The 21,883-nt window shown below is 65.2% G+C and carries 19 protein-coding genes; 7 read left to right on the top strand and 12 right to left on the bottom strand.

The genetic code is table 11. The features are described 5' to 3' along the window. Positions 1 to 2: 2 nt before the first annotated feature. From K226_RS0101130 to K226_RS0101175, 10 genes are all read right to left on the bottom strand, one after another. Positions 3 to 749: a 1-acyl-sn-glycerol-3-phosphate acyltransferase gene (locus tag K226_RS0101130; RefSeq protein ID WP_024813037.1), complete on the bottom strand. Its 747-nt coding sequence runs from the start codon at positions 747 to 749 to the stop codon at positions 3 to 5. Between the two features lie 65 nt (positions 750 to 814). Next, a complete protein-coding gene (locus K226_RS0101135) occupies positions 815 to 1,465 on the bottom strand; it encodes an HAD-IIIA family hydrolase (RefSeq protein ID WP_024813038.1) in 651 nt (216 codons plus the stop codon). 42 nt (positions 1,466 to 1,507) lie between these two features. Beyond that, entirely contained in the window at positions 1,508 to 3,649 is a 2,142-nt protein-coding gene (gene glyS, locus K226_RS0101140) for a glycine--tRNA ligase subunit beta (RefSeq protein WP_024813039.1), read from the bottom strand. A 21-nt stretch (positions 3,650 to 3,670) separates the two neighbouring features. Then, positions 3,671 to 4,591 (bottom strand): glycine--tRNA ligase subunit alpha, encoded by a 921-nt coding sequence (gene glyQ / locus K226_RS0101145; protein ID WP_024813040.1) that lies wholly within the window; start codon positions 4,589 to 4,591, stop codon positions 3,671 to 3,673. 185 nt (positions 4,592 to 4,776) lie between these two features. Beyond that, positions 4,777 to 5,991: a beta-ketoacyl-ACP synthase I gene (gene fabB / locus K226_RS0101150; protein ID WP_024813041.1), complete on the bottom strand. Its 1,215-nt coding sequence runs from the start codon at positions 5,989 to 5,991 to the stop codon at positions 4,777 to 4,779. Then, positions 5,988 to 6,530 (bottom strand): 3-hydroxyacyl-[acyl-carrier-protein] dehydratase FabA, encoded by a 543-nt coding sequence (gene fabA / locus K226_RS0101155; protein ID WP_024813042.1) that lies wholly within the window; start codon positions 6,528 to 6,530, stop codon positions 5,988 to 5,990. Before fabA ends, fabB begins: the two co-directional genes overlap by 4 nt. A gap of 206 nt (positions 6,531 to 6,736) precedes the next feature. Then, positions 6,737 to 8,341: an apolipoprotein N-acyltransferase gene (gene lnt, locus K226_RS0101160; protein WP_024813043.1), complete on the bottom strand. Its 1,605-nt coding sequence runs from the start codon at positions 8,339 to 8,341 to the stop codon at positions 6,737 to 6,739. Further along, on the bottom strand, positions 8,341 to 9,216 hold the full coding sequence (locus tag K226_RS0101165; RefSeq protein WP_024813044.1) for an HlyC/CorC family transporter: 876 nt from the start codon (positions 9,214 to 9,216) through the stop codon (positions 8,341 to 8,343). Before K226_RS0101165 ends, lnt begins: the two co-directional genes overlap by 1 nt. 90 nt (positions 9,217 to 9,306) lie before the next feature. After that, the gene (locus K226_RS0101170; protein ID WP_024813045.1) at positions 9,307 to 10,035 is read right to left on the bottom strand and encodes a GNAT family N-acetyltransferase; all 729 of its coding nucleotides are present in this window, start codon (positions 10,033 to 10,035) and stop codon (positions 9,307 to 9,309) included. 180 nt (positions 10,036 to 10,215) lie between these two features. Further along, positions 10,216 to 10,698 (bottom strand): Lrp/AsnC family transcriptional regulator, encoded by a 483-nt coding sequence (locus tag K226_RS0101175; protein WP_024813046.1) that lies wholly within the window; start codon positions 10,696 to 10,698, stop codon positions 10,216 to 10,218. Between the two features lie 165 nt (positions 10,699 to 10,863). On the opposite strand from K226_RS0101175, the gene K226_RS0101180 reads away from it, so the two are divergent. From K226_RS0101180 to phhA, 4 genes are all read left to right on the top strand, one after another. Continuing rightward, positions 10,864 to 11,802 (top strand): triacylglycerol lipase, encoded by a 939-nt coding sequence (locus K226_RS0101180; protein ID WP_024813047.1) that lies wholly within the window; start codon positions 10,864 to 10,866, stop codon positions 11,800 to 11,802. Between the two features lie 4 nt (positions 11,803 to 11,806). Then, the gene (locus K226_RS0101185) at positions 11,807 to 12,784 is read left to right on the top strand and encodes a lipase secretion chaperone (RefSeq protein ID WP_024813048.1); all 978 of its coding nucleotides are present in this window, start codon (positions 11,807 to 11,809) and stop codon (positions 12,782 to 12,784) included. Between the two features lie 190 nt (positions 12,785 to 12,974). After that, on the top strand, positions 12,975 to 14,117 hold the full coding sequence (hppD, locus tag K226_RS0101190; RefSeq protein WP_024813049.1) for a 4-hydroxyphenylpyruvate dioxygenase: 1,143 nt from the start codon (positions 12,975 to 12,977) through the stop codon (positions 14,115 to 14,117). A gap of 13 nt (positions 14,118 to 14,130) precedes the next feature. Continuing rightward, positions 14,131 to 14,970 carry a phenylalanine 4-monooxygenase gene (gene phhA, locus K226_RS0101195; RefSeq protein ID WP_024813050.1) on the top strand — a complete coding sequence of 280 codons (840 nt, stop codon included), beginning with the start codon at positions 14,131 to 14,133 and terminating at the stop codon, positions 14,968 to 14,970. A gap of 329 nt (positions 14,971 to 15,299) precedes the next feature. Here the strand turns inward: phhA and K226_RS0101200 are convergent, their stop codons facing one another. Next, complete coding sequence (locus K226_RS0101200; RefSeq protein ID WP_024813051.1) at positions 15,300 to 16,235, bottom strand: triacylglycerol lipase; 936 nt, start codon at positions 16,233 to 16,235, stop codon at positions 15,300 to 15,302. A gap of 237 nt (positions 16,236 to 16,472) precedes the next feature. Here K226_RS0101200 and K226_RS0101205 point away from each other — a divergent pair, with 237 nt between their 5' ends. Next, complete coding sequence (locus K226_RS0101205) at positions 16,473 to 18,158, top strand: AMP-binding protein (protein WP_024813052.1); 1,686 nt, start codon at positions 16,473 to 16,475, stop codon at positions 18,156 to 18,158. 27 nt (positions 18,159 to 18,185) lie between these two features. Next, positions 18,186 to 19,112 carry an MBL fold metallo-hydrolase gene (locus tag K226_RS0101210; RefSeq protein WP_024813053.1) on the top strand — a complete coding sequence of 309 codons (927 nt, stop codon included), beginning with the start codon at positions 18,186 to 18,188 and terminating at the stop codon, positions 19,110 to 19,112. Positions 19,113 to 19,262: 150 nt separating this feature from the next. Here K226_RS0101210 and K226_RS0101215 read toward each other — a convergent pair whose 3' ends face one another. Further along, the gene (locus K226_RS0101215) at positions 19,263 to 21,248 is read right to left on the bottom strand and encodes a lytic transglycosylase domain-containing protein (RefSeq protein WP_024813054.1); all 1,986 of its coding nucleotides are present in this window, start codon (positions 21,246 to 21,248) and stop codon (positions 19,263 to 19,265) included. Positions 21,249 to 21,262: 14 nt separating this feature from the next. Between K226_RS0101215 and K226_RS0101220 the strand changes: the two genes are divergently transcribed. Further along, positions 21,263 to 21,835, top strand: a complete 573-nt coding sequence (locus K226_RS0101220) for a 5-formyltetrahydrofolate cyclo-ligase (RefSeq protein WP_024813055.1) — start codon at positions 21,263 to 21,265, stop codon at positions 21,833 to 21,835. Positions 21,836 to 21,883 lie beyond the last annotated feature (48 nt).

The following is a 21,883-nucleotide window of genomic DNA, read 5'->3' on the forward strand; positions in this document are numbered from 1 at the left end:
GCTCAGGGTTTGGCGGGATATGCCTCGGGGTCGAGGCGGCGCATTTCGGCTTCAATCCAGTCTTCGACCTCCCGCATCAGCTCGTCGGGCTTGCGGCCCACGCTGGGGATGGGCTGGCCAATCGACACATCCACCACCCCGGGGCGCTTGATGAAGGCCTTGCGCGGCCACACCCGTGCCGAGGTGACGGCCACGGGCACCACGGGCACCCCGGCGTCAATGGCCAGCCGCGTGCCGCCACTCTTGTATTGGCCCACCTGGCCGCGCTCTATGCGCGTGCCCTCGGGGAACATGATGACCCAGGTGCCCCGGGCCAGCAGCGCCCGGCCCTGTTGCACCACCTTGACAAAAGCCCGCACGCCCTGGCCCCGGTCGATGTGGATCATGTCCAGGCTGCCAATCGACCAGCCAAAAAACGGCACGCGCAGCAGCTCTTTCTTGAACACATAGGCCAGCGGGCGCGGCATGATCGCCGGCATGAGGAAGGTTTCGTAGGTGGACTGGTGCTTGACGAGCAGCACCACGCCCTGGTTTTCCTGCGTGGGCAGGTGCTCCATGCCGGTGATGCGGGTGCGGATGCCCATGATGACGCCGGCCGAGTCCACACTGAGCTTGAGCCAGGCCCGCGCAATGCGGTAGCGCGTGCGGCTGCTGGCACCGAACAGCCGCACCAGCAGGATGGCCAGCGTGTAGGGCACCACGGTGATGCCCATCCAGAGCATGTGAAGGATGGAACGGATCAAGGCCATATTTATAGTGTTTTTTGGTTCTGGCGCTTACCAATTAAGCGCAAGTAGCTATTAAATATATAGCATCAAGAAAAGAGCGGCGGTGCATCCGCTGCGGGGCGATGCGATGCGTCTGGCCCAGCGGCAGCCTGCTGCGCAGCCGCTGGCTGCGGCACAGGCGTTGAAGACGCCGGGGGCAGCAAATGCTCGACAAATGCTGCCAGGCTGGCATGCGCCCGCGTGGTGGCGGGAAACTCGATGGGCAAGGGCTGCCCGGGTTGCAAATGGGCCGCGCTGCCCGTGCACACCAGGTGCACCTGCGCGCCCAGCGCCGCGCCCGCCTGCAGATGCTCGGCGCAACTGCCCACCACCCGCGCATCGAAAGGCTCCACGCCATAGCGGTCGCAGATCTGTTCCAGCAGGCCGGGCGCAGGCGTGCGGCAATGGCAGGCCTCGTCGGGCGCGTGCGGGCAATAGAAAACGGCGTCGATGCGCCCCCCCACCGCCGCCACCTGTCGCAGCATCTTGGCGTGGATGGCGTTGAGCGACACCACGTCGAACAGGCCCCGCCCCAGCCCCGGCTGGTTGGTGGCAACCACCACACGCCAGCCGGCATGGTTGAGCCGGGCCACGGCCTCCAGCGCGCCAGGCTGGGCGCTCCACTCCTCGGGCGAGGTGATGAAGTCATCTCCCAGCGGGTTGAGGGTGCCGTCACGGTCGAGGATGGCGAGTTTCATGGGTACCCTTGCCAAGTTGAAGCAGCCAGCCTAGCAGACGGCTCAGGAAGCCAGGCGCGAGAGATCGGCCACGCGGTTCATTGCTTCGTGCAGGGTCTTGAGCAGGCCCTGGCGGTTCAGTCGCAGGTCGAGCTGCTCGGCGTTGACCATCACGTCGTCAAAGAACGCATCCACCGGTGCGCGCAGCACGGCCAGGGTTTGCAGGCTGGCGGTGTAGTCGCCCGCATCAAACTGGTCATTGGCCTCGGGCACGAAGCGCTGCAGGGCGGTATAGAGGTCTTTTTCGGCCTGTTCCTGCAGCAAGGCGGGGTTGACGTGGGCGTCCACCGGGCCTTCGAGCTCGGCCTTCTTGAGGATGTTGCCCACGCGCTTGTTGGCCGCAGCCAGGGCCGGGCTTTCGGGCAGTGCGGCAAAGGCGCGCACCGCCGCGAGGAACTGGGGCACCTGCGCCAGCCGCTGTGGGCGCAGGGCCAGCACGGCATCGACCTCTTGCGCGCTGTAGCCCTGCTCGCGCAGGCTGCCAGCGAGGCGGTCGTAGATGAAATCGGCCAGCGCGGCCGAAGCATCGGTGATCTTGTCGCCAAACGCGGGCACGGCACCGGCCAGCAGCGCGTTGAGATCGAGCGGCAGGTCTTTTTCGACCAGCATGCGGATCACGCCCAGCGCGTGGCGGCGCAGCGCAAACGGGTCGCGGTCGCCCGTGGGCAGGTTGCCGATGCCGAACATCCCCACCAACGTTTCCAGTTTGTCGGCCAGCGCCACCACCACACCCGCAGTATTGCGCGGCAGCGTGTCGCCAGCAAAACGGGGCTTGTAGTGGTCTTCGATGGCATCGGCCACCACTTCGCCCAGGCCGTCATTGAGCGCGTAGTAGCGGCCCATGGTGCCCTGCAGTTCGGGGAACTCACCCACCATGTCGGTCACGAGGTCCGTCTTGGCCAGCAGCGCGGCCTGGTCCGCGTCGGCCACCAGAGCGGCATCGCCCAGTTGCTTTGCGATGGCTTTGGCAATCGCGCGCACACGCTCCACGCGTTCACCCTGCGTGCCGAGCTTGTTGTGATAAACCACCTTGGAGAGGCCCTCGACGCGCGAAGCCAGCGTCTTCTTGCGGTCCTGGTCGAAAAAGAACTTGGCGTCGGCCAGGCGCGGGCGCACCACGCGCTCGTTGCCGCCGGTCACAAAGCTCGTGTCCTCGGGGCTGATGTTGCTCACCACCAGGAACTTGTTGGTCAGCTTGCCTGCGGCGTCGAGCAGCGGGAAGTACTTCTGGTTGGCCTTCATCGTGAGGATGAGGCATTCCTGCGGCACATCGAGGAACTGTTCTTCAAACTGGCAGATGAGCACATTGGGGCGCTCGACCAGCGCGGTCACTTCATCGAGCAGCGCGTCGTCTTCAATGGGGCGCGCGCCATTGCCCACCTGGGCGGCAGCAGCGGCCAGTTGACGGGCGATTTCGGCGCGGCGCGCGGCAAAACTGGCAATCACGGCGCCATCGCTGTGCAGCACTTCGGCGTATTGGTCGGCGTGCGGCACCACCACCGGGCTCACCAGGGCCTCAAAACGGTGGCCTTGCGTGGTGCAACCGGCGGTGAGGCCCAGCGCCTTGACGGGCACCACGGTCGTGCCGTGCAGCGCGACCAGGCCGTGCGCGGGGCGCACAAAGTGAACGCTGCTCCAGCCGGGCAGCTCGCAGTCGGTCTCCAGCTGGTAGCTCATCACCTTGGGGATGGGCAGCTTGGCAATGGCCTCGTCCAGGGCTTTTTGCAGGCCGGTGTCCAGCGTGGCGCCGGTGACCAGGCTGTCGTAGAACAGCGCCTCGGCCTTGCCGTCGGGTGCACGCTTGAGCGCGGCCACAGCGGCGGCGGGGTCGGACAGGTCAGCGCCCAGGGCTTGCAGTTTTTTCAGCAGGGCGGGCGTTGCCTGGCCCTCGGCATTCAAGCCCACGCTCACAGGCATGAGCTTTTGCTGAACCGCCTTGTCCTCGGCCTTGATCGCCACATGGCTCACATGGGCCGCCAGCCGGCGCGGCGAGGCGTAGGCGGTGACGGCAGTGTCGGCAGAGGTCAGGCCTTGCGCCCTGAGCTGGTCAGCCAGCACCGAGGCGAAAGCATCGCCCAGCTTCTGCAGCGCCTTGGGGGGCAGCTCTTCTACAAACAGTTCAACGAGAAGGTTTTGGGTTGTCATGTTCTTGTTCTTTCCGCGCGCTCAGGCTGCCTTTTTCGCCATTTGTGCCACCCATTCGCGCGGCGCCATGGGAAAGCCCAGGCGCTCGCGGCTTTCGTAGTAGCTTTGCGCCACGGCGCGCGCCAGGTTGCGGATGCGGCCGATGTAGGCGGCGCGCTCGGTCACGCTGATGGCGCCGCGGGCATCCAGCAGGTTGAAGCTGTGCGCGGCCTTGAGCACCTGCTCGTAGGCAGGCAGCGCGAGCTGCTGCTCCATGAGGTGCTTGGCCTGCTTTTCGTGCGCATTGAAGGCGGTGAACAAAAAGTCGGCGTCGCTGTGCTCGAAGTTGTAGGTGGACTGCTCCACCTCGTTTTGCTTGTACACATCGCCGTAGGTCAGCTTGGAGCCGTCGGCGCCTTCGGTCCAGGTCAGGTTGTAGACGTTGTCCACGCCCTGCAGGTACATGGCCAGGCGCTCCAGGCCGTAGGTGATCTCACCCGTGGCGGGCTTGCAGTCGATGCCGCCCACCTGCTGAAAATAGGTGAACTGCGTGACTTCCATGCCGTTGAGCCAGACCTCCCAGCCCAGACCCCAGGCGCCGAGCGTGGGGTTTTCCCAGTCGTCCTCGACAAAGCGGATGTCGTTCTTTTTCAGATCGAACCCCAGCGCTTCGAGCGAGCCCAGGTACAGCTCCAGAATGTTGGCCGGTGCGGGCTTCAGGACCACCTGGAACTGGTAGTAGTGCTGCAGGCGGTTGGGGTTCTCGCCGTAGCGGCCGTCCTTGGGGCGGCGGCTGGGCTGCACGTAGGCGGCCTTCCAGGGCTCGGGGCCGATGGCGCGCAGAAAGGTGGCGGTGTGGCTGGTGCCAGCGCCCACTTCCATGTCGTAGGGCTGGAGCAGTGCGCAGCCCTGGGCGTCCCAGTACGACTGCAGCTTGAGAATGATTTGCTGGAAGGTCAACATGCGTTTGTCTGGCATGGCAGCAAGGCCATGCGCGGTTGGTGTGTGTGGGTGCGCCTGGTGCTGCGCAAGATCCCCTGATTTTACGAGCCGTGGCCGCAAACAGGGCTTATAAGCAAAAAGAGCCGCAAGCGCCCGTCCATCAAGCGCAAGCAGCTCTCACTTTAATAGCAACCAGTGCGCGCGACTCAAGGCTCCCAGCGGCGCAGCACCAGGCTGGCGTTGGTTCCGCCAAAGCCGAAGCTGTTGGACAGCGCGGTGCGAATGGGCGCGTCAACCGTCTTGCGCACCAGGGGCATGCCTTCTGCGGCGGGCTCGAGCGTTTCGATGTTGGCCGAGCCGGCAATGAAGCCCTGGCGCAGCATGAGCAGGCAATAGATGGCCTCTTGCACGCCCGTGGCGCCCAGCGAGTGGCCGGTGAGTGACTTGGTGGACGAGAACGGCGGAATGGTGTCGCCAAACACTTCGCGGATGGCGCGCAGCTCGGGCACGTCGCCCACGGGGGTGGAGGTGCCGTGGGTGTTGATGTAGTCGATGGGCTCGCTCACGGTGGAGATGGCCTGGCGCATGCAGGCAATGGCGCCGTCGCCAGAAGGGGCCACCATGTCGGCGCCATCGGACGTGGCACCAAAACCGACAACCTCGCCCAGAATGGTGGCGCCACGCGCCAGGGCGTGATCGAGGCTTTCGAGCACCACGGCACCGCCGCCGCCCGACAGCACGAAGCCGTCGCGGTTGGCGTCGTAGGCGCGCGAGGCTTTCTCGGGCGTGTCGTTGTAGGCGCTGGACATGGCGCCCATGGCGTCAAACAGCAGGCCCATTCCCCAGGTGACCTCTTCGCCGCCGCCGGCAAACATCACGTCCTGCATGCCCCAGGCGATCTGCTGGGCGGCCGCGCCGATGCAATGCGCCGAGGTGCTGCAGGCCGAGGTGATGGAGTAGTTGATGCCCTTGATGCCGAAGTTGGTCGAGAGACACGCCGACACGGTGGAGCTCATGCAGCGGGTGACCTGGTAAGGCCCCACGCGACGGATGCCCTTGCTGCGCAAAATATCGGCCGCCTCGATCTGGTTGGCGGGCGAACCGCCGCCCGAGCCCATGATGAGGCCGGTGCGCGGGTGCGACACCTGCTCGGGCGTGAGGCCCGACTCGGCAATGGCGTTGGCCAACGAAATGTGCGCATAGGCCGCCGCATCGCCCATGAAGCGCAGCTGCTTGCGGTCGATCAGTGCTTCCAGATCGATCTGGGGCACACCTGCCACGCGGCTGCGCATGCCCAGCTCGGCAAACTGCGGCATGGCACGGATGCCCGAGCGGCTTTCGCGCAGCGAGGCCTCCACCGTAGCCATATCGTTGCCGATGCACGAGACAATGCCCGTGCCCGTGATCACCACGCGCTTCATGCTGCCTCTCCTTGCGGCGCTCCGTCTTTGGCCGCGTCTTCCTCACGCTTGAACAAGCCCACGCGCAGGTCGTTGGCCACGTAAATCTCTTTCCCATCGGCCAGCAGGCGGGCGTCGCCAATGGCCATGACAAGCTTGCGCTTGATGACGCGCTTGATGTCGATTTCGTAGGTGACGCGTTTCACGTCGGGCCCCACTTCACCGGTGAACTTGACTTCGCCCGCACCCAGGGCACGGCCACGGCCGGGCAATTGCAGCCAGGTCAGGTAAAAACCGATGAGCTGCCACATGGCATCGAGCCCCAGGCAACCGGGCATGACCGGGTCGCCCTGGAAATGGCAGGCAAAAAACCACAGGTCAGGTTTGACGTCGAGCTCGGCCCGGATTTTCCCCAGACCGTGCGCGCCGCCATCGCTGTCAATGTGCGTGATGCGATCAAACATCAGCATGGGTGGCAGCGGCAGACGCCCGCTGTCGGCGCCGAACAGCCGGCCCTCGCCCGAGGCAATCAGTTGTTCGTAGGAAAAGGAATCTGCCATATTCAGTCGTACTCCAGAACAGCGGCCACGCCGCTTCAAATATTCACCGTTCGCAACCCCTGCTACCGGTTGCAGGGCTCCATTATCAAGGCACATCAGGGCATACGGCCCGCACACCCGCTGATTCGCTTTCAGGTCCATCATGACAGCCTGAAACTGCATGACACAAATCAACGCCTGCCACCCGTTATCGCCGCGCGCCGCCGTCAGGCCCAGTGCCGCAAGCGCCAGCGCCGCACGAACGCCGCCCCGGCGACCACGCAGACACCCACCGCCCACAGGGGCGCCAGGCCCCAGCGCGACACCCACCACGCATACGGTGTGATGGCCCAGCCCTCTTCTGCGCTGAGCCCGCGCCCTTGCACCTGGCCGGTCAGCACCCCGCGGGTGTGGCGCTCCAGTGCATGGGTGACCACGCCCCGGTGGTCGATGATCGCGGTGGCCCCGGTGTTGGTGGCGCGCACCATGGGGCGCTCGAACTCCAGCGCACGCATGCGGCTGATCTGCAGGTGCTGGTCGATGGCCACTGTGTTGCCGAACCAGCCAATGTTGCTGAAATTGACAAACAGTGTGGGCGCATTGGCCGGGTCGGCAAAGGCCGCGCCCAGCTCTTCGCCAAACAAGTCTTCGTAGCAGATGTTGGGTGCAATGCGCTGCCCGGCCCAGGCAAAAGACGACTGCCCGATGGCGCCCCGATTGAAATCACCCAGGGGAATATTCATCATGGCCGTGAACCACCGGAAAAACGGCGGAATGAACTCGCCGAAAGGCACCAGGTGGCGCTTGTCATACTGGTAGGGTGCTGGCTGGCCGGGCTTCATGCCCAGCACCGAATTGGTATAGCCCCGCCGCTCGTCGCCCAGCGGGATGCCCAGCAGCGCCGCCTGCGTGCCCTGGCCAAATCGTGCCGTGAGCCCCTCCAGATACCCCGGCATGAGCTGCTGCGGCAAAAGCGGAATGGCGGTTTCCGGCGCCACCACGAGGGAGGCCTTGGCGGTGACCAGCACATCGGCATACCACTGCAGGGCCATCGGCACGCCGCTGCCAGCCTCGAATTTTTCGTTTTGCGGAATGTTGCCCTGCAACAGCGCCAGGCTGATCGGGGCCGACGGCTGCCGTGCCGGTGTGTGGCACGACTCAATGGCGCATTGGCGCTGCAGCCCCGCTCCCACCAGCACCAGCGCGCCCCCCGCCACCAGTGCCCAGGCGCGCAGGCTGTGCAGATCGCGGGTGCGGGCCTGCGCCAGCAGCATGGCCAACACCGCTGCCACGAAACCGACGCCATACACCCCCACGGTGCGCGCCAGCGCACTCAAAGGCCCTTGCACATGGGCATAGCCACCGGCGCCCCAGGGAAAGCCCGTCCACAGCGTGCCACGCGCCAACTCGGCCAGCAGCCACAGCGCTGCAAAAACAATAGCTGCCAGCGCCCGATGGGTGGGCGCCAGGCGCGCAAAAAGCCCCAAAGCAACAGCGTAATAGGTGCCCAGAAAGGCCGCCAGCCCCAGCACGGCGGCCGAAGCCAGAGGCGCCGCGAGTCCGCCATAGGTGTGCATGGAGATGAAAAGCCACCAGAAGGTAGCTGCCAGCCAGGCCGTGGCAAACGCCCAGCCCAGCCACACAGCCCGGCGCCAGGGCGTTGGGGCGCGCACCAGCCAGGCCAGCACCGCCAGCGACACGATCTGCAACCACCATTGCGGCGCGCCGTTCCAGGGCCACGCGAGGGACAGCGCCTGCGCCACGCCCGCCACCACAGCCATGCTGGAATGCGCAGCGAACGCGGCCCCGGGCAGCCGTTGCAGCCGGGCCATCAGGCGGCTGCGCTGTTTTCGTCGACGCGCGACACCTTGAACCAGCGCACGGCGCCACCCTTGGTGTGCAGCACCACAAAGTGCAGTCCGCACAGCTGCAGGTGCTCGCCGCGCTTGGGCACATGGCCCATTTCATGGGCGATCAGACCGCCGATGGTGTCGAAGGTTTCGTCGGGATCGCTGCCTTGCACGGTCACACCAAAGGCCTCGGCCACACGCTCGATGGGGGTGTCGCCGCTCACGCGGTAGGTGCGGTCTGCCAGACCAAAGATGTCGCCTTCGTCCTCGGGGATGTCGAACTCGTCCTCGATCTCGCCCACGATCTGTTCCAGCACATCCTCGATGGTGATGAGACCTGCCACACGGCCGAATTCGTCGATCACGATGGCCAGGTGGTTGCGGTTGCCGCGAAACTCGCGCAGCAGGTCGTTGAGCCCCTTGGTTTCCGGCACAAAGGCGGCCGGGCGCAGCAAGGCGCGGATGTTCAGCTCGGGTGCCCGCTGCAGCTTGAGCAGGTCTTTGGCCATGAGGATGCCGATGATGTTTTCGCGCTCCCCCTGGTACACCGGAAAGCGCGAATGCGCGGTGTTGATCACCAGCCGCAGCAGCTCGTCGAAGGGCGCCTCGATGTTGACGAGGTCCATGCGTGGCGCGGCCACCATCACATCACCGGCCGTCATGTCGGCCATGCGGATGACGCGCTCAAGCATCACGCGGGAGTCGGCGCCAATGATTTCGTTGTCCTCGGCCTCGGCCAGGGTTTCAATGAGCTCTTCAGTGGAGTCCGGTCCGGGATGAATGAACTCGGCCACTTTTTGCAGAAAAGTGCGCTTGTCTTCCTTGTCGGGCAAGCGCTGGGGGTGCGGGTCGGACACTGTCTTGGAGTGCAGGACGTGCGGTAGTGAAACAGGCCGCTAGGATACCGGATTGTTGTGACACCGCCCCTGCCGCGGGCCGGCGAGTGGCTATTCGGCCGATTGGTGGCGGGCTTTGCGCACGCCTTGGCGTACTTCCTGCACACCCGCCAGAAAGTCCCAGAACTGCTTTGCCTGGCGCTTGAGGCGGTAGTCCAGCTCGGCGTATTGCTGCTCGACAATCTCGGCCATGCGCGTGTCCAGGCTGGGCGGAGAAATCTGCAGATAGGCCTCGGATTCAGATCCGTCGCGCTGCACCGTGGCACCCGCGTTGCGCGCAATCTTGAGCATGGCGGTGTTTTCCGTCAGCGCATGGATGAACACCATGTTCACCCCTTCATTGCGGGCGTGCATGACGGCCCGTTCAAACAGCCGCGCACCAAATCCCCGGCCACGCGCCTTCTTGAGCACCGACACGCCAAACTCGGCACATTGCTTGTGATCGGCGTTCTCGGCAAACGCCAGGTGGGCCATGGCGATGAGCTCCAGACGGCGGTTGTAGATGCCGAAGATTTCGTCGCGATCAAAATCGAGCTGCTCGGTGTAGCGGCGAATCTGCTCGTCGGTGGCGGCGTAGCCAAAGCGCAGATACCGGTCTGGCGGCTCCAGCTGCAACAGATGCTGCGTGATGCGCTCGCGGTAAGACGGGCCCAGCGCTCGGATGGGCACCATCACGGGAGTGGGCGCGTGGGCCTCACCCGACGAACGGCCAGAGAGGGGCGTCAGCATGTCCTTGCCAGCGTCCCACGAAGCCTTGAGCCAGTCTTTGGTTGCGATCATGGAGTCCACTTTACGGGTTTTCCCTCGTCAATTCCACATTTTTTGTTGCACTGCAACAAAAATAGTGGCGCCTGCCAAAACCCAACAAAATGCGCTAAGACCCATACGGATAAAGCGCTTACAGCTACTAACATCATAGCAACTGTTACACAACCACCCCGTTGCGGCGTCCTGCCAGCGTCACACGGGCACGGCGGTGGTGGCTTTTACCCGGTCCAGCACGAAGCTCGTTTTGCAATCCTGCACGCTGGGGTGTTTGAGCAGCGTATCCATGATGAAGCGGCTGTAGTGCGCCATGTCGGCCACCACCACGCGCAGCAGGTAATCCATCTCACCCGTGAGTGCGGCGCACTCCACCACTTCGGGCCAGGTCTGCACGCTGGCGCGAAACAGGTCCATGGGATTGCGCTTGTGGCTTTCGGTGTGTTTTTCGAGCCGCACATTGAGGTAGGCCGTCAGCCCCAGCCCCACGGCCTCGGGCCGGACCAGTGCCACATAGCGGGCGATCACGCCACTGTCTTCCAGGCGCTTGACGCGGCGCAGCACGGCGCTGGGAGACAGGCCCACCTGCTCGCCAATCACATCGTAGGTTTCGCGTCCGTTGTCCTGCAGGCGGCGCAGGATGGCCTTGTCCAGCTTGTCGAGGGCATTGGCGTCGTTCATTGCGCAGGATTCTACGAACAGGGCCGGCGTCAGGCGCCCCCGATTTTGGGGCACCGGGTATGTCCCGATAGTGACAACGCACACGCCGCTGAACAATGAACTTCGCGAAAAAGTACGGTCGTTCTTTTTCGCGAAACCAAAAATCAAATACCAGGAGACAAACACATGACCGGTTTTACCAGGCGCCTCTTGCGCCACCTTTCGTTCGCTGTCACGGCCTGCGCGCTCATGCTGGGGGCCACTGCCCACGCGCAAAGTGGCTACACCCAGACCCGCTACCCCATCGTGCTGGTGCATGGGCTTTTTGGCTTTGATTCGGCGCTGGGCGTGGACTATTTTTATGGCATTCCGGACGCCCTGCGACAAGGCGGGGCGCGGGTCTTTGTGGCGCAGGTATCTGCCGCCAACAGCACCGAGGTGCGCGGTGAGCAATTGCTGGCACAGGTGAAGACCATTCTGGCCGTCACCGGCGCGTCCAAGGTGAACCTAGTGGGGCATTCGCACGGCGGGCCCACCACGCGCTACGTGGCCGGTGTGGCGCCGGGTCTGGTGGCATCGGTCACCTCGATTGGCGGCGTCAACCGGGGCTCCCGCGTGGCCGATATCCTGCGCGGCGTGGCGCCCGCCGGATCGGTCTCGGAAACCGTGGCCAACGGCGCCGCCTCGGCGTTGGTGGGGTTGATCAACCTGGTGTCGGGCGGCAGCGGCCTGCCACAAATGCCCACGGCAGCGCTCGATTCGCTCACCACCGCCGGGCTGGCAGACTTCAACCGCCGGTTTCCACAGGCTGTCCCCACGGGCTGCGGCAGCGGTGCCGAGCTGGTGAATGGCGTGCGCTATTACTCGTGGACCGGCACCCAGCAACTCACCAACGTGCTGGACGTGACCGACGGCCCTCTCGCCGTCATGGGGCTGGTGTTTGGCGAAGCCAATGACGGGCTGGTGTCGGCCTGCTCCTCGCGCCTGGGCAAGCATCTGGGCGACTACCGCCAGAACCACCTGGACGAAGTGAACCAGCTGGTGGGCCTGCGCGACTGGTTCTCTGCCGACCCGGTGACGCTGTACCGCCAGCACGCCAACCGCCTCAAACAGGTCGGCCTGTAACGCCATGCCCCGCCACCGCACCCTGCCTGTGGCGGCCGCCGCCGCCACGGTAGCCGCCGGCGCGCTGCTGTGGCTGGCCTGGCCGGCGGAACCTGCGCCACTGCGCACGCAGCAGCAACCCGGGGGCGCGGCGGTGGCCGGCCACAACCCCGGCGCCCTGCGCGCCGCAACGCCGGCAGAGCACCGCCTCGCAGCGCAGGCTGCGGGCGCCGGCGTGGATGGCCGTGATTCCTTTCTGACCCGCGAGCTGCGCAACACCCTCGAAGCCCTGCTGCTGGAGGCGGGCGACGCCGCCGACCCCGCCACACTGAAGCAGCGCCTTGCCGCACTGGTGGGGCGGCACTTTGCCCCCGACCTCACCACCCGCGCGCTGGCGATGGCCGAGCGCTACGTGGATTACCGCGTGGCCTTGGGGCAATTGCGCGCCCCCGCCGACCTCAAGGACCCCCGGGCCCTGCGCAGCGCACTGGCACAGCGCGAGCAATTGCGTCGCCAGCATTTCCAGGACGAGGAATACGAAGCGCTTTTTGCGCACGAGGCCGAGCTTGACCAGTACACCCTCGCGCGGCTCGAAATTGCCCACAACCCCGCGCTGACAGCGCAACAAAAGGAGCTGGCCCTGCGCGAGGCGCAAGCCGGGTTGTCCCCAGAGCGCCAGGCCGAGCGCGCCGGCGCCACCCTTCACGTGGCCGTAGCCCAACAGACCCAGCAATTCAATGCCCAGGGCACGGACGAGCGCACGCGCCACGCCACCCGCAGCGCCCAATATGGCGAAGAGGCAGCACGCGCCCTGGCCCAGCTCGACCGGGACGAGACCGACTGGCAAAACCGGCTCGACCAGTACAGCCAGGCCCAGGCGCAAACCACCGACAGCGCCGCCTTGCAGCAGTTGCGCCAGCAACTCTTCACGCCGCAAGAGCAGCAGCGCCTGGCCGCCGCACAGGCCGTGCGCAAGCTGCAGCCGGCGCCCGCCCCGCGCTAAGCCCTGCCCCAAAGAAGGCGACAAGACACCGCAGAGCGCCGCGAACCGGCTAGCACCATCCCTTCATCGCGCATTGATCTGACGCAGCATTCCTGCAAACAACCGTTCATTGCATCTCCAAATCGCCGGAAACATGAGACAGCACGCGCCTACAGTGCACGGCATTCCTATTTTTTTGGCCGGAGACAACATGAACGCAGCATTGCCGCAGCAAGCCACGCAAGACACCGCCGCCTGGGAGAACCCCATGGGCACGGACGGGTTTGAATTCATCGAATTCGCCGCGCCCGACCCGCAGGCCATGGGCAAGGTGTTCGAGGGCATGGGCTTCAGGCCGGTGGCGCGCCACCGCCACAAGAACGTGCTGCTGTACCGCCAGGGCGAGATCAACTTCATCATCAACGCCGAGCCCGACAGCTTTGCCCAGCGCTTTGCCCGCCTGCACGGCCCCAGCGTCTGCGCCATCGCCTTTCGCGTGCACGACACCAAGGCCGCCTACGAGCGCGCGCTGGGCCTGGGGGCCTGGGGCTACGCGGGCGTGGCCGGGCCGGGCGAGCTGAACATCCCCGCCATCAAGGGCGTGGGCGACAGCCTGATTTATCTGGTGGACCGCTGGCGCGGCAAAAACGGCGCGCAGCCGGGCGACATTGGCAACATCGGTTTCTTTGACGTGGACTTCGAACCCCTGCCCGGCGTGAGCGCCGACGAGGCCCTTAACCCCGTGGGCCATGGCCTGACCTACATCGACCACCTCACGCACAACGTGCACCGGGGCCGGATGAACGAATGGGCCGACTTTTACGAGCGCGTGTTCAACTTTCGCGAGATCAAATACTTCGATATTGAAGGCCAGGTCACAGGCGTCAAGAGCAAGGCCATGACCAGCCCCTGCGGCAAGATCCGCATCCCGATCAATGAAGAGGGCAAGGAAAAGTCCGGCCAGATCCAGGAGTACCTGGACATGTACAAGGGCGAGGGCATCCAGCACATCGCCATGGGCTCGGACCACCTCTACGACACCGTGGACGCGCTGCGCGCCAGCGGCGTGCGCCTGCTCGACACGCCCGACACCTACTACGAGCTGGTGGAAAAACGCATCCCCGGCCACGGCGAGCCGCTGCAGGCCCTGAAAGACCGCAAGATCCTGATCGACGGCGTGGCCGGCAAGCTGCTGCTGCAGATCTTCAGCGAGAACCAGCTGGGGCCCATCTTCTTCGAGTTCATCCAGCGCAAGGGCGACGACGGCTTTGGCAACGGCAACTTCAAGGCGCTGTTTGAAAGCATCGAGCTCGACCAGATCCGGCGCGGCGTGCTCGAAGGCAAGAAGGCCTGAGCGGAATACGGCCATGGCCATCGAACCCGTCGTCTACGGCGCCAGCGAGCGGGCGCCGCGCGGCGACTACTCGCGCGCCGCCGCCAACTACACCTGCCCGCAAAACCATGCGGCCTACACCGCCGCCGACCACGACACCTACCGGCGCCTGTACGAGCGCCAGAGCGCCCTGCTGCCGGGCCTGGCCAGCGAGGACTTCATCGCGGCCCTGCCCTCGCTGGGCATCAAGGACCACATACCGCGCTTCGAGGAAATCAACGAGCGCCTGTACCGCGCCACGCGTTGGGAGATCGTGGCCGTGCCGGGGCTGATTCCCGAGGTGCCCTTCTTCACGCTGTTGGCCAACCGCCAGTTCCCGGTGACGGACTGGATCCGTACGCCACAAGAATTTGACTACATCGTCGAGCCCGACATCTTTCACGACCTCTTCGGCCATGTGCCGCTGCTGTTCAACCCGGTGTTCGCCGACTATGTGCAGCGTTACGGCCAGGGCGGCCTGAAGGCGCAAGGGCTGGGGTCTTGCGAAATGCTGAGCCGCCTGTACTGGTACACCATCGAGTTCGGGCTGATCCGGGAGGCCGGTGGACTGCGAGCGTATGGCGCGGGCATCCTGAGTTCGGCGGGCGAACTGCCGTATGCCGTGCAAAGCCCCGAACCCCAACGCCTGCCCTTGCAGCTGGAGCGCACCATGCGCACGCGCTACAAGATCGACACCTACCAGCAGACGTATTTTGTGATCGACAGCTTTGAGCAGCTGTTTGACATGACGGCAGCGGACTTTGCGCCGATCTATGAGCGGTTGCGGGGAGTGCCGGAGTTTGCGGCGGATGAGCGGGGGGTGGTTGCAGTTTGAGTTTTTGAGAAATATCGGCCTATAGCGCTTATGTATCAAGCACTGGTAGCTATGTTTTTTATAGTCGCCGCTGTGCTTGTTTTTAGCTCAGAGGCCGGGTTGTGCGCCCGGCGGCGCAGTGGCTTTCTTTTGCTTCGCGAAGCAAAAGAAAGTTACTCGCACGCCGGGCGACTCCCGGCCTCCGCCCTCAACCAAGGCACGAACCACGACCAGCGCAAGGCCTCGACAAACTCAACCCGAACGGTTGGAAAAACAGCCAAACTATAAAAACAATAGCTACCAGCGCTTGATACATAAGCGCCAGAGCCAAAAAACACCAAAACCCACCCTCACCCCCGCGCAATCTCCTCAAGACAAGCCCGCATCACCGCTGGATCAAAAGCCATCTGCATATGCGCAACCCCCTCCACCAACCGGTTGTCCGCCCCCGGCAACATCGCCGTGCCCGCCGGAAAAACGATGTTGTCGCAGTTCGAATACCAGCAGGTAAACCGGGCCGCACGGGCCGCAGGCTCTTCCTGCTGCAATTGCCGCACCCACTCGCCCCCCAGCGCCATTTGCTGGCCATTCACCGAGCGGCTGAAACGCCCGGCCCAGGTGCCGCCATGCGGCGTTCCCAGCGTGATGACCCGGTGCACGCGCGCCGCAGCGCTGTCCGCAGGCAACGAGCGCAGCCAGGCGCGGACCACCAGCCCGCCCATGCTGTGGCCCACCACCACCGGGGCCATGCCGGTGGCCTCTTGCACCCGCTGCACGGCAGCGTCGATGGTGGCGGTGTAGTCGTCTATCGAGCCAAAGGCGGGTTCCAGCGTGACCGCTACATGGGCGTGGCCGCGCTCGCGCAGCGCGGCCATCCACGGCAGCCAGAAGCCGCGGTTGCACAGAAAGCCGTGCACAAGCACCACGCCCCGGCGCGTGGCCTGCTGGCCAGGCGACAGGGGTGACAGGGGTGACAGGGACGGAAGCCTGTCGGGCACGGCGTTGTGGCGAAACGGCTGGCGCCAGCCAAACACCACCAGCGCCAGGCGCGCCTCGGCCCACCAGGCCACCACCAGTTGCCGCCATGACGGCCGCGGCGCGGGGTCGGACCGGTTCACGCGCCGCATGATCACAAACTGCAGCCCCAGCACCAGCCCGAACAACGCCAGTGCGCCAGCCACGCCCGCCAGCGCCACCAGCGGCGAGCGGGGCCACTGCCATGCCAGCCAGGCGATGGTGGCCAGTGCATTGAAAAGGACCACAACTTGCTGCCAGCGTGCGTTCATGGAATCGGGTTTGTCGTTGTAAAGCAGCGCGCATTGTGCGGCCTGGCCCTTCAGCACTGCTTGGATGCGGCGACGCGAAACCCTGCAGACGCTCTGGCTGTTGGACGCCAACCCTGTCGCCTGCGAGACCGAACCGGCCCGCACCCTAGGACAAGCCCGGTAGTCGAATTCGCGCCCCTGCTCCCACAATCTGTGCCCACACCTATTCCCCCCTTTCGGAGCACCCGAGGACACCGCATGGAAAAGATCTGGCTCAAAAGCTACCCCCCGGGGGTTCCCCACGATGTGCAGCCCGAGCAATACCGCTCGGTGGCGCACCTTCTGGAAGAATCCTTTCGCAAGCACGCATCGAGCCCGTTTTCGGTCTGCATGGACCAGTGGATGTCCTATGGCGAACTGGAGCGCCTGTCGGCAGCCCTGGGTGCCTACCTGCAGGGCCTGGGGCTTGAGCCCGGTGCGCGCGTGGCCATCATGCTGCCCAACGTGCCGCAGTTTGGCGTGACCATGGCGGCCGTGCTGCGCGCCGGCTACACCTGCGTCAACGTGAACCCGCTGTACACCGCCCGCGAACTGGAGCACCAGCTCAAGGACTCGGGCGCCACGGCCATCGTGATCCTGGAGAACTTTGCCCACACCCTGAGCGAAATCGTCGACCACACGGCGGTGCAGCATGTGGTGATGGCATCCATGGGCGATCTGCTGGGCACTTTTTATGGCCGGTGGATCACCTTTGCCGTGCGCCACCTGGCCAAGATGGTGCCCGCCTACGAGCTGCCCCTGTCCCATGGCCGCAAGGTCGTCAGCTTCAAAAAGGCGCTGGCGCTGGGCGAGCGCCGCACGCTGGCCCCCAGCCAGGCCACGCTCGACTCCATCGCCTTTTTGCAATACACGGGCGGCACCACAGGCTTGTCCAAGGGTGCGGTGCTCACCCACCGCTGCATTGTGGCCGCCACGCTGCAGGCCGAGGCCTGGTTCACCCCGGCTCTGGCCAAGGTGGGCGACCTCAGCCGCGCCAACAGCATTGCCGCGCTGCCGCTGTACCACATCTTCGCGCTCACGCTGTGCCTGCTGGCCATCCGCCAGGGCTCCAGCCTCACGCTGATTCCCAACCCACGCGACATTCCCAAATTCGTCGAGGTACTCAAAAAGCGCCCCTTCCACATGCTGCCGGCCGTGAACACGCTGTTCAACGCGCTGCTGCAGCACCCGCAGTTCAAGTCCATCGATTTTTCGCACCTGTGCGTGTCGCAGGCTGGCGGCATGGCAGCATCCGAGGGCACGGCGCGCCATTGGCAAAAGGTCACGGGCAGCACCATGATCGAGGGCTGGGGCATGAGCGAGACCTGCGCCATCGGCACCAACAACCCCGTGACCAACACCGAGTTCAGTGGCTCCATCGGCCTGCCGCTGCCGGGCATCGACATCGCCATCAAGGACGACGCGGGCAACAGCCTGGCGCTGGGCGAATCGGGCGAAATCTGCATCCGCGGCCCCAATGTGATGACCGGCTACTACAACCAGCCTGCCGAAAACGCGCTGGCCTTCACGGCTGACGGTTTCATGCGCACGGGCGACATCGGCATCATGGACGCGCAGGGCTACACGCGCATCATCGACCGCAAGAAGGACATGATTCTGGTGAGCGGCTTCAACGTGTTCCCCAACGAGCTCGAACAGGTCATCAGCCTGTGCCCCGGCGTGGTGGAGTGCGCAGCCATCGGTATCCCGGATGAAAAGCAGGGCGAGGCCATCAAGGTGTTCATCATCAAGAACGACCCGGCCCTCACCGAAGACGAGGTGGCCAATTTCTGCCACGCCAACCTCACCGGTTACAAGCGCCCCAAGTACATCGAGTTCCGCGACGAGCTGCCCAAAAGCAACGTGGGCAAGATCCTGCGGCGCGAGCTGCGCACGGCCAAGTAATTTCGTTCACTCACCTATTCATAGCAGATGCCGCAACACCCACCTGCGCTGCCGCCCGATATCACGGTGCTGGAGCGCGGCTGGCTGTCGGCCAACAGCATCGTGTTCAGTGGGCGGCACGGCACGGCGGTGGTGGACACCGGCTACTGCAGCCACGCCGACCAGACGCTGGCGCTGGTGCACGGTGCACTGGCGGGCCGTGCGCTCGACCGCATTCTCAACACCCACCTGCACAGCGACCACTGCGGCGGAAACGCCGCGCTGCAACAGGCCTGGCCGGGCGCAGAAACCGCCATCCCGCCGGGGCAGGCCGCCCATGTACGCCACTGGGACGCCTATGCGCTCAGCTACACCCCCACCGGCCAGGAATGCCCGCGTTTTCGCTTCGACACGCTGCTGCAGCCAGACACCACCACGCTGCTGGGCGACCGCCCCTGGCAGGTGCACGCCGCGCCCGGGCACGACACGCACTCGGTGGTGTTGTTCGAGCCGCACAACCGCATCCTGATCTCGGCCGACGCGCTGTGGGAAAACGGCTTTGGCGTGGTCTTTCCCGAGCTGGAGGGCGAAAGCGCCTTTGCCGATGTGGCCGCCACCTTCGATGTGATTGAGCACCTGGCTCCGCGCACCGTGATCCCGGGCCACGGCCCGGTGTTTACCGACGCGGCCCGCGCACTCGACGGCGCCCGCCGTCGCCTGGACGGCTTTGCGCGCAACCCGGCCAAACACGCGCTTTATGCCGCCAAGGTGTTGCTCAAGTACAAGCTGCTCGAATGGCAGCAGATTGCGCTGGCAGACCTGCTCGCCTGGGCGCGGGCCACGCCCTATTTCGGCATGCTGCATGCCCGCCACTTTGCCGACCGGGACCAGGCCGAATGGCTACACAGTCTGGCCGACGATCTGGTGCGGTCGGGCGCTGCTGTGCGCCAGGGTGAGTGGCTGCACAACGCTTGACGCCGCAGGGTGCCGAGGGGCCCTGCCACCACCGCAGCGACAACCGGGTTGCGACATATTTAACAAAAACAGGCTACAGCCCTTATATAACAAGCGCTAACAGCTATTAATTCAATAGCATAAACACGCCGCCGACCCGCGTGTGGGGCTTCAGGGCAGATCGGTGTTCACCTCGGGCGCAGCCGCATCACGCGGGCCGATGGTACCGAGGCGTGCCTTGAGCGACTGGGGCTGGCCCGTCAACATGGCGGCGTAATTGGTGGTGTTGGCCAGCACTTTTTTCACATAGTCGCGCGTTTCGGCAAACGGCACGTTTTCGGCCCAGATGGCGGCGTCGAGCACCGGACCATTGCGCCAGCTGCGCGGGCGGCCGGGGCCGGCGTTGTAAGCAGCAGCAGCCATGGGCATGGAGCCCGCGAAATCGTCCAGCGCCAGCTTGAGGTAGGCCGTGCCAATGGTGATGTTGGTGTCACGGTCGGTGATCTGATCGGCGGTGAAGCCGGTCAGCCCGATCTTGCGTGCCGTCCAGCGCGCGGTGGCGGGCATCACCTGCATGAGGCCCGATGCGCCCACATGCGAGCGAGCGTCCATGATGAAGCGGCTTTCCTGGCGGATCAGGCCATACACATAGGCCGGGTCCAGCCCGATGCCCTGGGCACGCTCCACCACGGCGGCGCGAAACGGCATGGGAAAGCGTTGCGCCATGTCGGTCACGGTCTTGGTGCGCTCGCTGGTGTTGATGCAGCGGTCCCACACCTCGCGCTGGCAGGCAAAGTCGGCGGCGGCCAGCAGCTCGCGGTCGGCCATGCCGCCGGGCGTGTGCAAGTTGGTGGTGTAGTTCCACTCGCGCACGCCTTCGCTGCGCAGGCCCTGCAAGATGGCGTAAAGGCCGCGGTTGAGCCCCGGGTTGGCGCGGGCAGCGGCCTTTTCCTCGGCGGTCAGCGGCGCAGGCGCGGGCGGCACGGTGATGCGCTGGCCCAGCTCTTCCAATGCCAGCTGTTCATAGAAACCGCGCGTTCCGGCAATGCCCTCCAGCAATTGCCGCGCTTCGGCGCGATCGGCTTCGCTGGGCTTGGCGGCCAGCATGGCGCGGGCTTTCCAGTACACCCAGGTGCTGTCCTGGCGGGCCTCGGCGCCCATGGCATCCACCACATTGCGCACAGCCTTCCACTGGCCGGCGCGCAACGCGGCGCGCACCTTCCAGCCCAGCAAATCGTCGTTCAGGTGGCTGTTGCGTGTCACGTTGGAGAAATAGCCGTGTGCGCTGCCCGAGAGCTTCTGTGCAGCAGACTTGCCGATGACGCCCCAGGCCCAGTTGCGCTCCTCGGCAGAAAGGTATTCGCTCCACTTGCTGTCGAGCTGGTGCGCAGCGCTGTCGGGGTCGCCAGAGGCCAGCTTGATCAGCGCGAGCAGCACCAGCTCCTGGCGCACCCTGCTGCCTGCCATGTTGCGCGCCAACAGGTACTTGCTGGGCGAGTCCAGCACCTCCTTGAGCTGCGTGAGCGCCTCGGGCGCGACGATCTCCACCGCGGCCCGCACCACGCGGGAACGGTTGGCCTCGGCGCCCAGGCGGGCCTTGCGCCAGATGTCCAGGGCCGAGAGCTTTTTGTAGCTGTACAGCTCTCCAGCAGCGTGCGTGCAGCCGTCGTCTGCATCGCGCAGCGCATACCAGTTGCTGCGCACATCGTCGGCAGCGCTGGCGGGCGCCGTGCCCTTGATCTGGTCGATCAGCAGGGCATAGCAGCGCACTTCGCGGTCGTCGGACATGCGGTAGTGGGGGTGCAGATCGGCAAACTGACCCCACTCGCGCCGCTGGCCCAGCAGCAGCAGCCAGTCGTTGCGCAAGCGGTCTTCCTGGTAGCTGCCGGCATAGCGCTGCATGAAAGCCTGCACTTCTTGCGACGTGGCTTCGTTCAGGCGCGCCTTCAGCTCCCAGTAGGCGGCCCAGGGTTCCAGCGCATGGCCGCGCGCGGCGGGCAGCAGCAGTTCGAGCTTTTTGCGGTCCCCCTTGCGAAAGGCCTGCTGCATTTCCAGCAGGGTGTCGTCACCCCGGTTTTGCGCCTGGACAAGGGGCGCACCGGCGGCCAGCACGGCGGCGGCGACAAGGGGTGTCAGAATCACTCTGAGTAATTGCATGGGGGAATTATCTGATGGACAAAGCAGCCCTTCGGCGCGCATTGGTAGAAGAACGCCTCAACTTGCCCGATCGCCTACAGCGATCCGACCTGTTGCAGCAGGTGATGCGCATCTGGCTGGTGAACCGGCCGGACACCGTGATCGGCGCCTACTGGCCCATCAAGGGCGAGTTCGACCCCCTGCCCGCCCTGCACCGCTGGAAGGAAGACGGCGAACTGCTCGATGAACCCCAGCGCCGGCGCATCGGCCTGCCGGTGGTCAACAAGGTGCACAAAACGCTCACCTTTCATGCCTGGCACCCCGGCTGCCCCATGGAAGAAGACGCGTATGGCATCCCTAAACCCAAGGACACCGAGGTCATCGTGCCCACCCTGCTTTTTGTGCCCTGCGTGGGCTATGCCCCCGGCGGCTACCGGCTGGGCTATGGCGGCGGTTTTTACGACCGCACGCTGGCCACGCTGCAGCCCAAGCCGTTCACCGTGGGGCTGGGCTTTACCAACGGCTATCTGGACGACTTCGAGCCCGAAGCGTTTGACCTGCCGCTCGATGCCATCCTGAATGACAACGGGGTGGTCTGGCCGGTATAGAGGCCTGTATAGAAGCCCCCCCTGGGTCGCCTGCGGCGCCTTCCCCCG

The sequence above is a fragment of the Acidovorax sp. JHL-3 genome (assembly GCF_000526295.1).
Classification (GTDB): Bacteria; Pseudomonadota; Gammaproteobacteria; order Burkholderiales; family Burkholderiaceae_C; genus Acidovorax; species Acidovorax defluvii.

Coding starts and splice junctions, on each gene's coding strand:
- fabA (WP_024813042.1), bottom strand. CDS start 6,530: ATGGCAGATTCCTTTTCCTACGAACAACTGATTGCCTCGGGCGAGGGC.
- K226_RS0101210 (WP_024813053.1), top strand. CDS start 18,186: ATGCCGCAACACCCACCTGCGCTGCCGCCCGATATCACGGTGCTGGAG.
- lnt (WP_024813043.1), bottom strand. CDS start 8,341: ATGGCCCGGCTGCAACGGCTGCCCGGGGCCGCGTTCGCTGCGCATTCC.
- K226_RS0101200 (WP_024813051.1), bottom strand. CDS start 16,235: ATGAACGCACGCTGGCAGCAAGTTGTGGTCCTTTTCAATGCACTGGCC.
- K226_RS0101220 (WP_024813055.1), top strand. CDS start 21,263: ATGGACAAAGCAGCCCTTCGGCGCGCATTGGTAGAAGAACGCCTCAAC.
- phhA (WP_024813050.1), top strand. CDS start 14,131: ATGGCCATCGAACCCGTCGTCTACGGCGCCAGCGAGCGGGCGCCGCGC.
- K226_RS0101205 (WP_024813052.1), top strand. CDS start 16,473: ATGGAAAAGATCTGGCTCAAAAGCTACCCCCCGGGGGTTCCCCACGAT.
- glyS (WP_024813039.1), bottom strand. CDS start 3,649: ATGACAACCCAAAACCTTCTCGTTGAACTGTTTGTAGAAGAGCTGCCC.
- K226_RS0101135 (WP_024813038.1), bottom strand. CDS start 1,465: ATGAAACTCGCCATCCTCGACCGTGACGGCACCCTCAACCCGCTGGGA.
- glyQ (WP_024813040.1), bottom strand. CDS start 4,591: ATGTTGACCTTCCAGCAAATCATTCTCAAGCTGCAGTCGTACTGGGAC.
- K226_RS0101180 (WP_024813047.1), top strand. CDS start 10,864: ATGACCGGTTTTACCAGGCGCCTCTTGCGCCACCTTTCGTTCGCTGTC.
- K226_RS0101170 (WP_024813045.1), bottom strand. CDS start 10,035: ATGATCGCAACCAAAGACTGGCTCAAGGCTTCGTGGGACGCTGGCAAG.
- hppD (WP_024813049.1), top strand. CDS start 12,975: ATGAACGCAGCATTGCCGCAGCAAGCCACGCAAGACACCGCCGCCTGG.
- K226_RS0101215 (WP_024813054.1), bottom strand. CDS start 21,248: ATGCAATTACTCAGAGTGATTCTGACACCCCTTGTCGCCGCCGCCGTG.
- fabB (WP_024813041.1), bottom strand. CDS start 5,991: ATGAAGCGCGTGGTGATCACGGGCACGGGCATTGTCTCGTGCATCGGC.
- K226_RS0101130 (WP_024813037.1), bottom strand. CDS start 749: ATGGCCTTGATCCGTTCCATCCTTCACATGCTCTGGATGGGCATCACC.
- K226_RS0101185 (WP_024813048.1), top strand. CDS start 11,807: ATGCCCCGCCACCGCACCCTGCCTGTGGCGGCCGCCGCCGCCACGGTA.
- K226_RS0101175 (WP_024813046.1), bottom strand. CDS start 10,698: ATGAACGACGCCAATGCCCTCGACAAGCTGGACAAGGCCATCCTGCGC.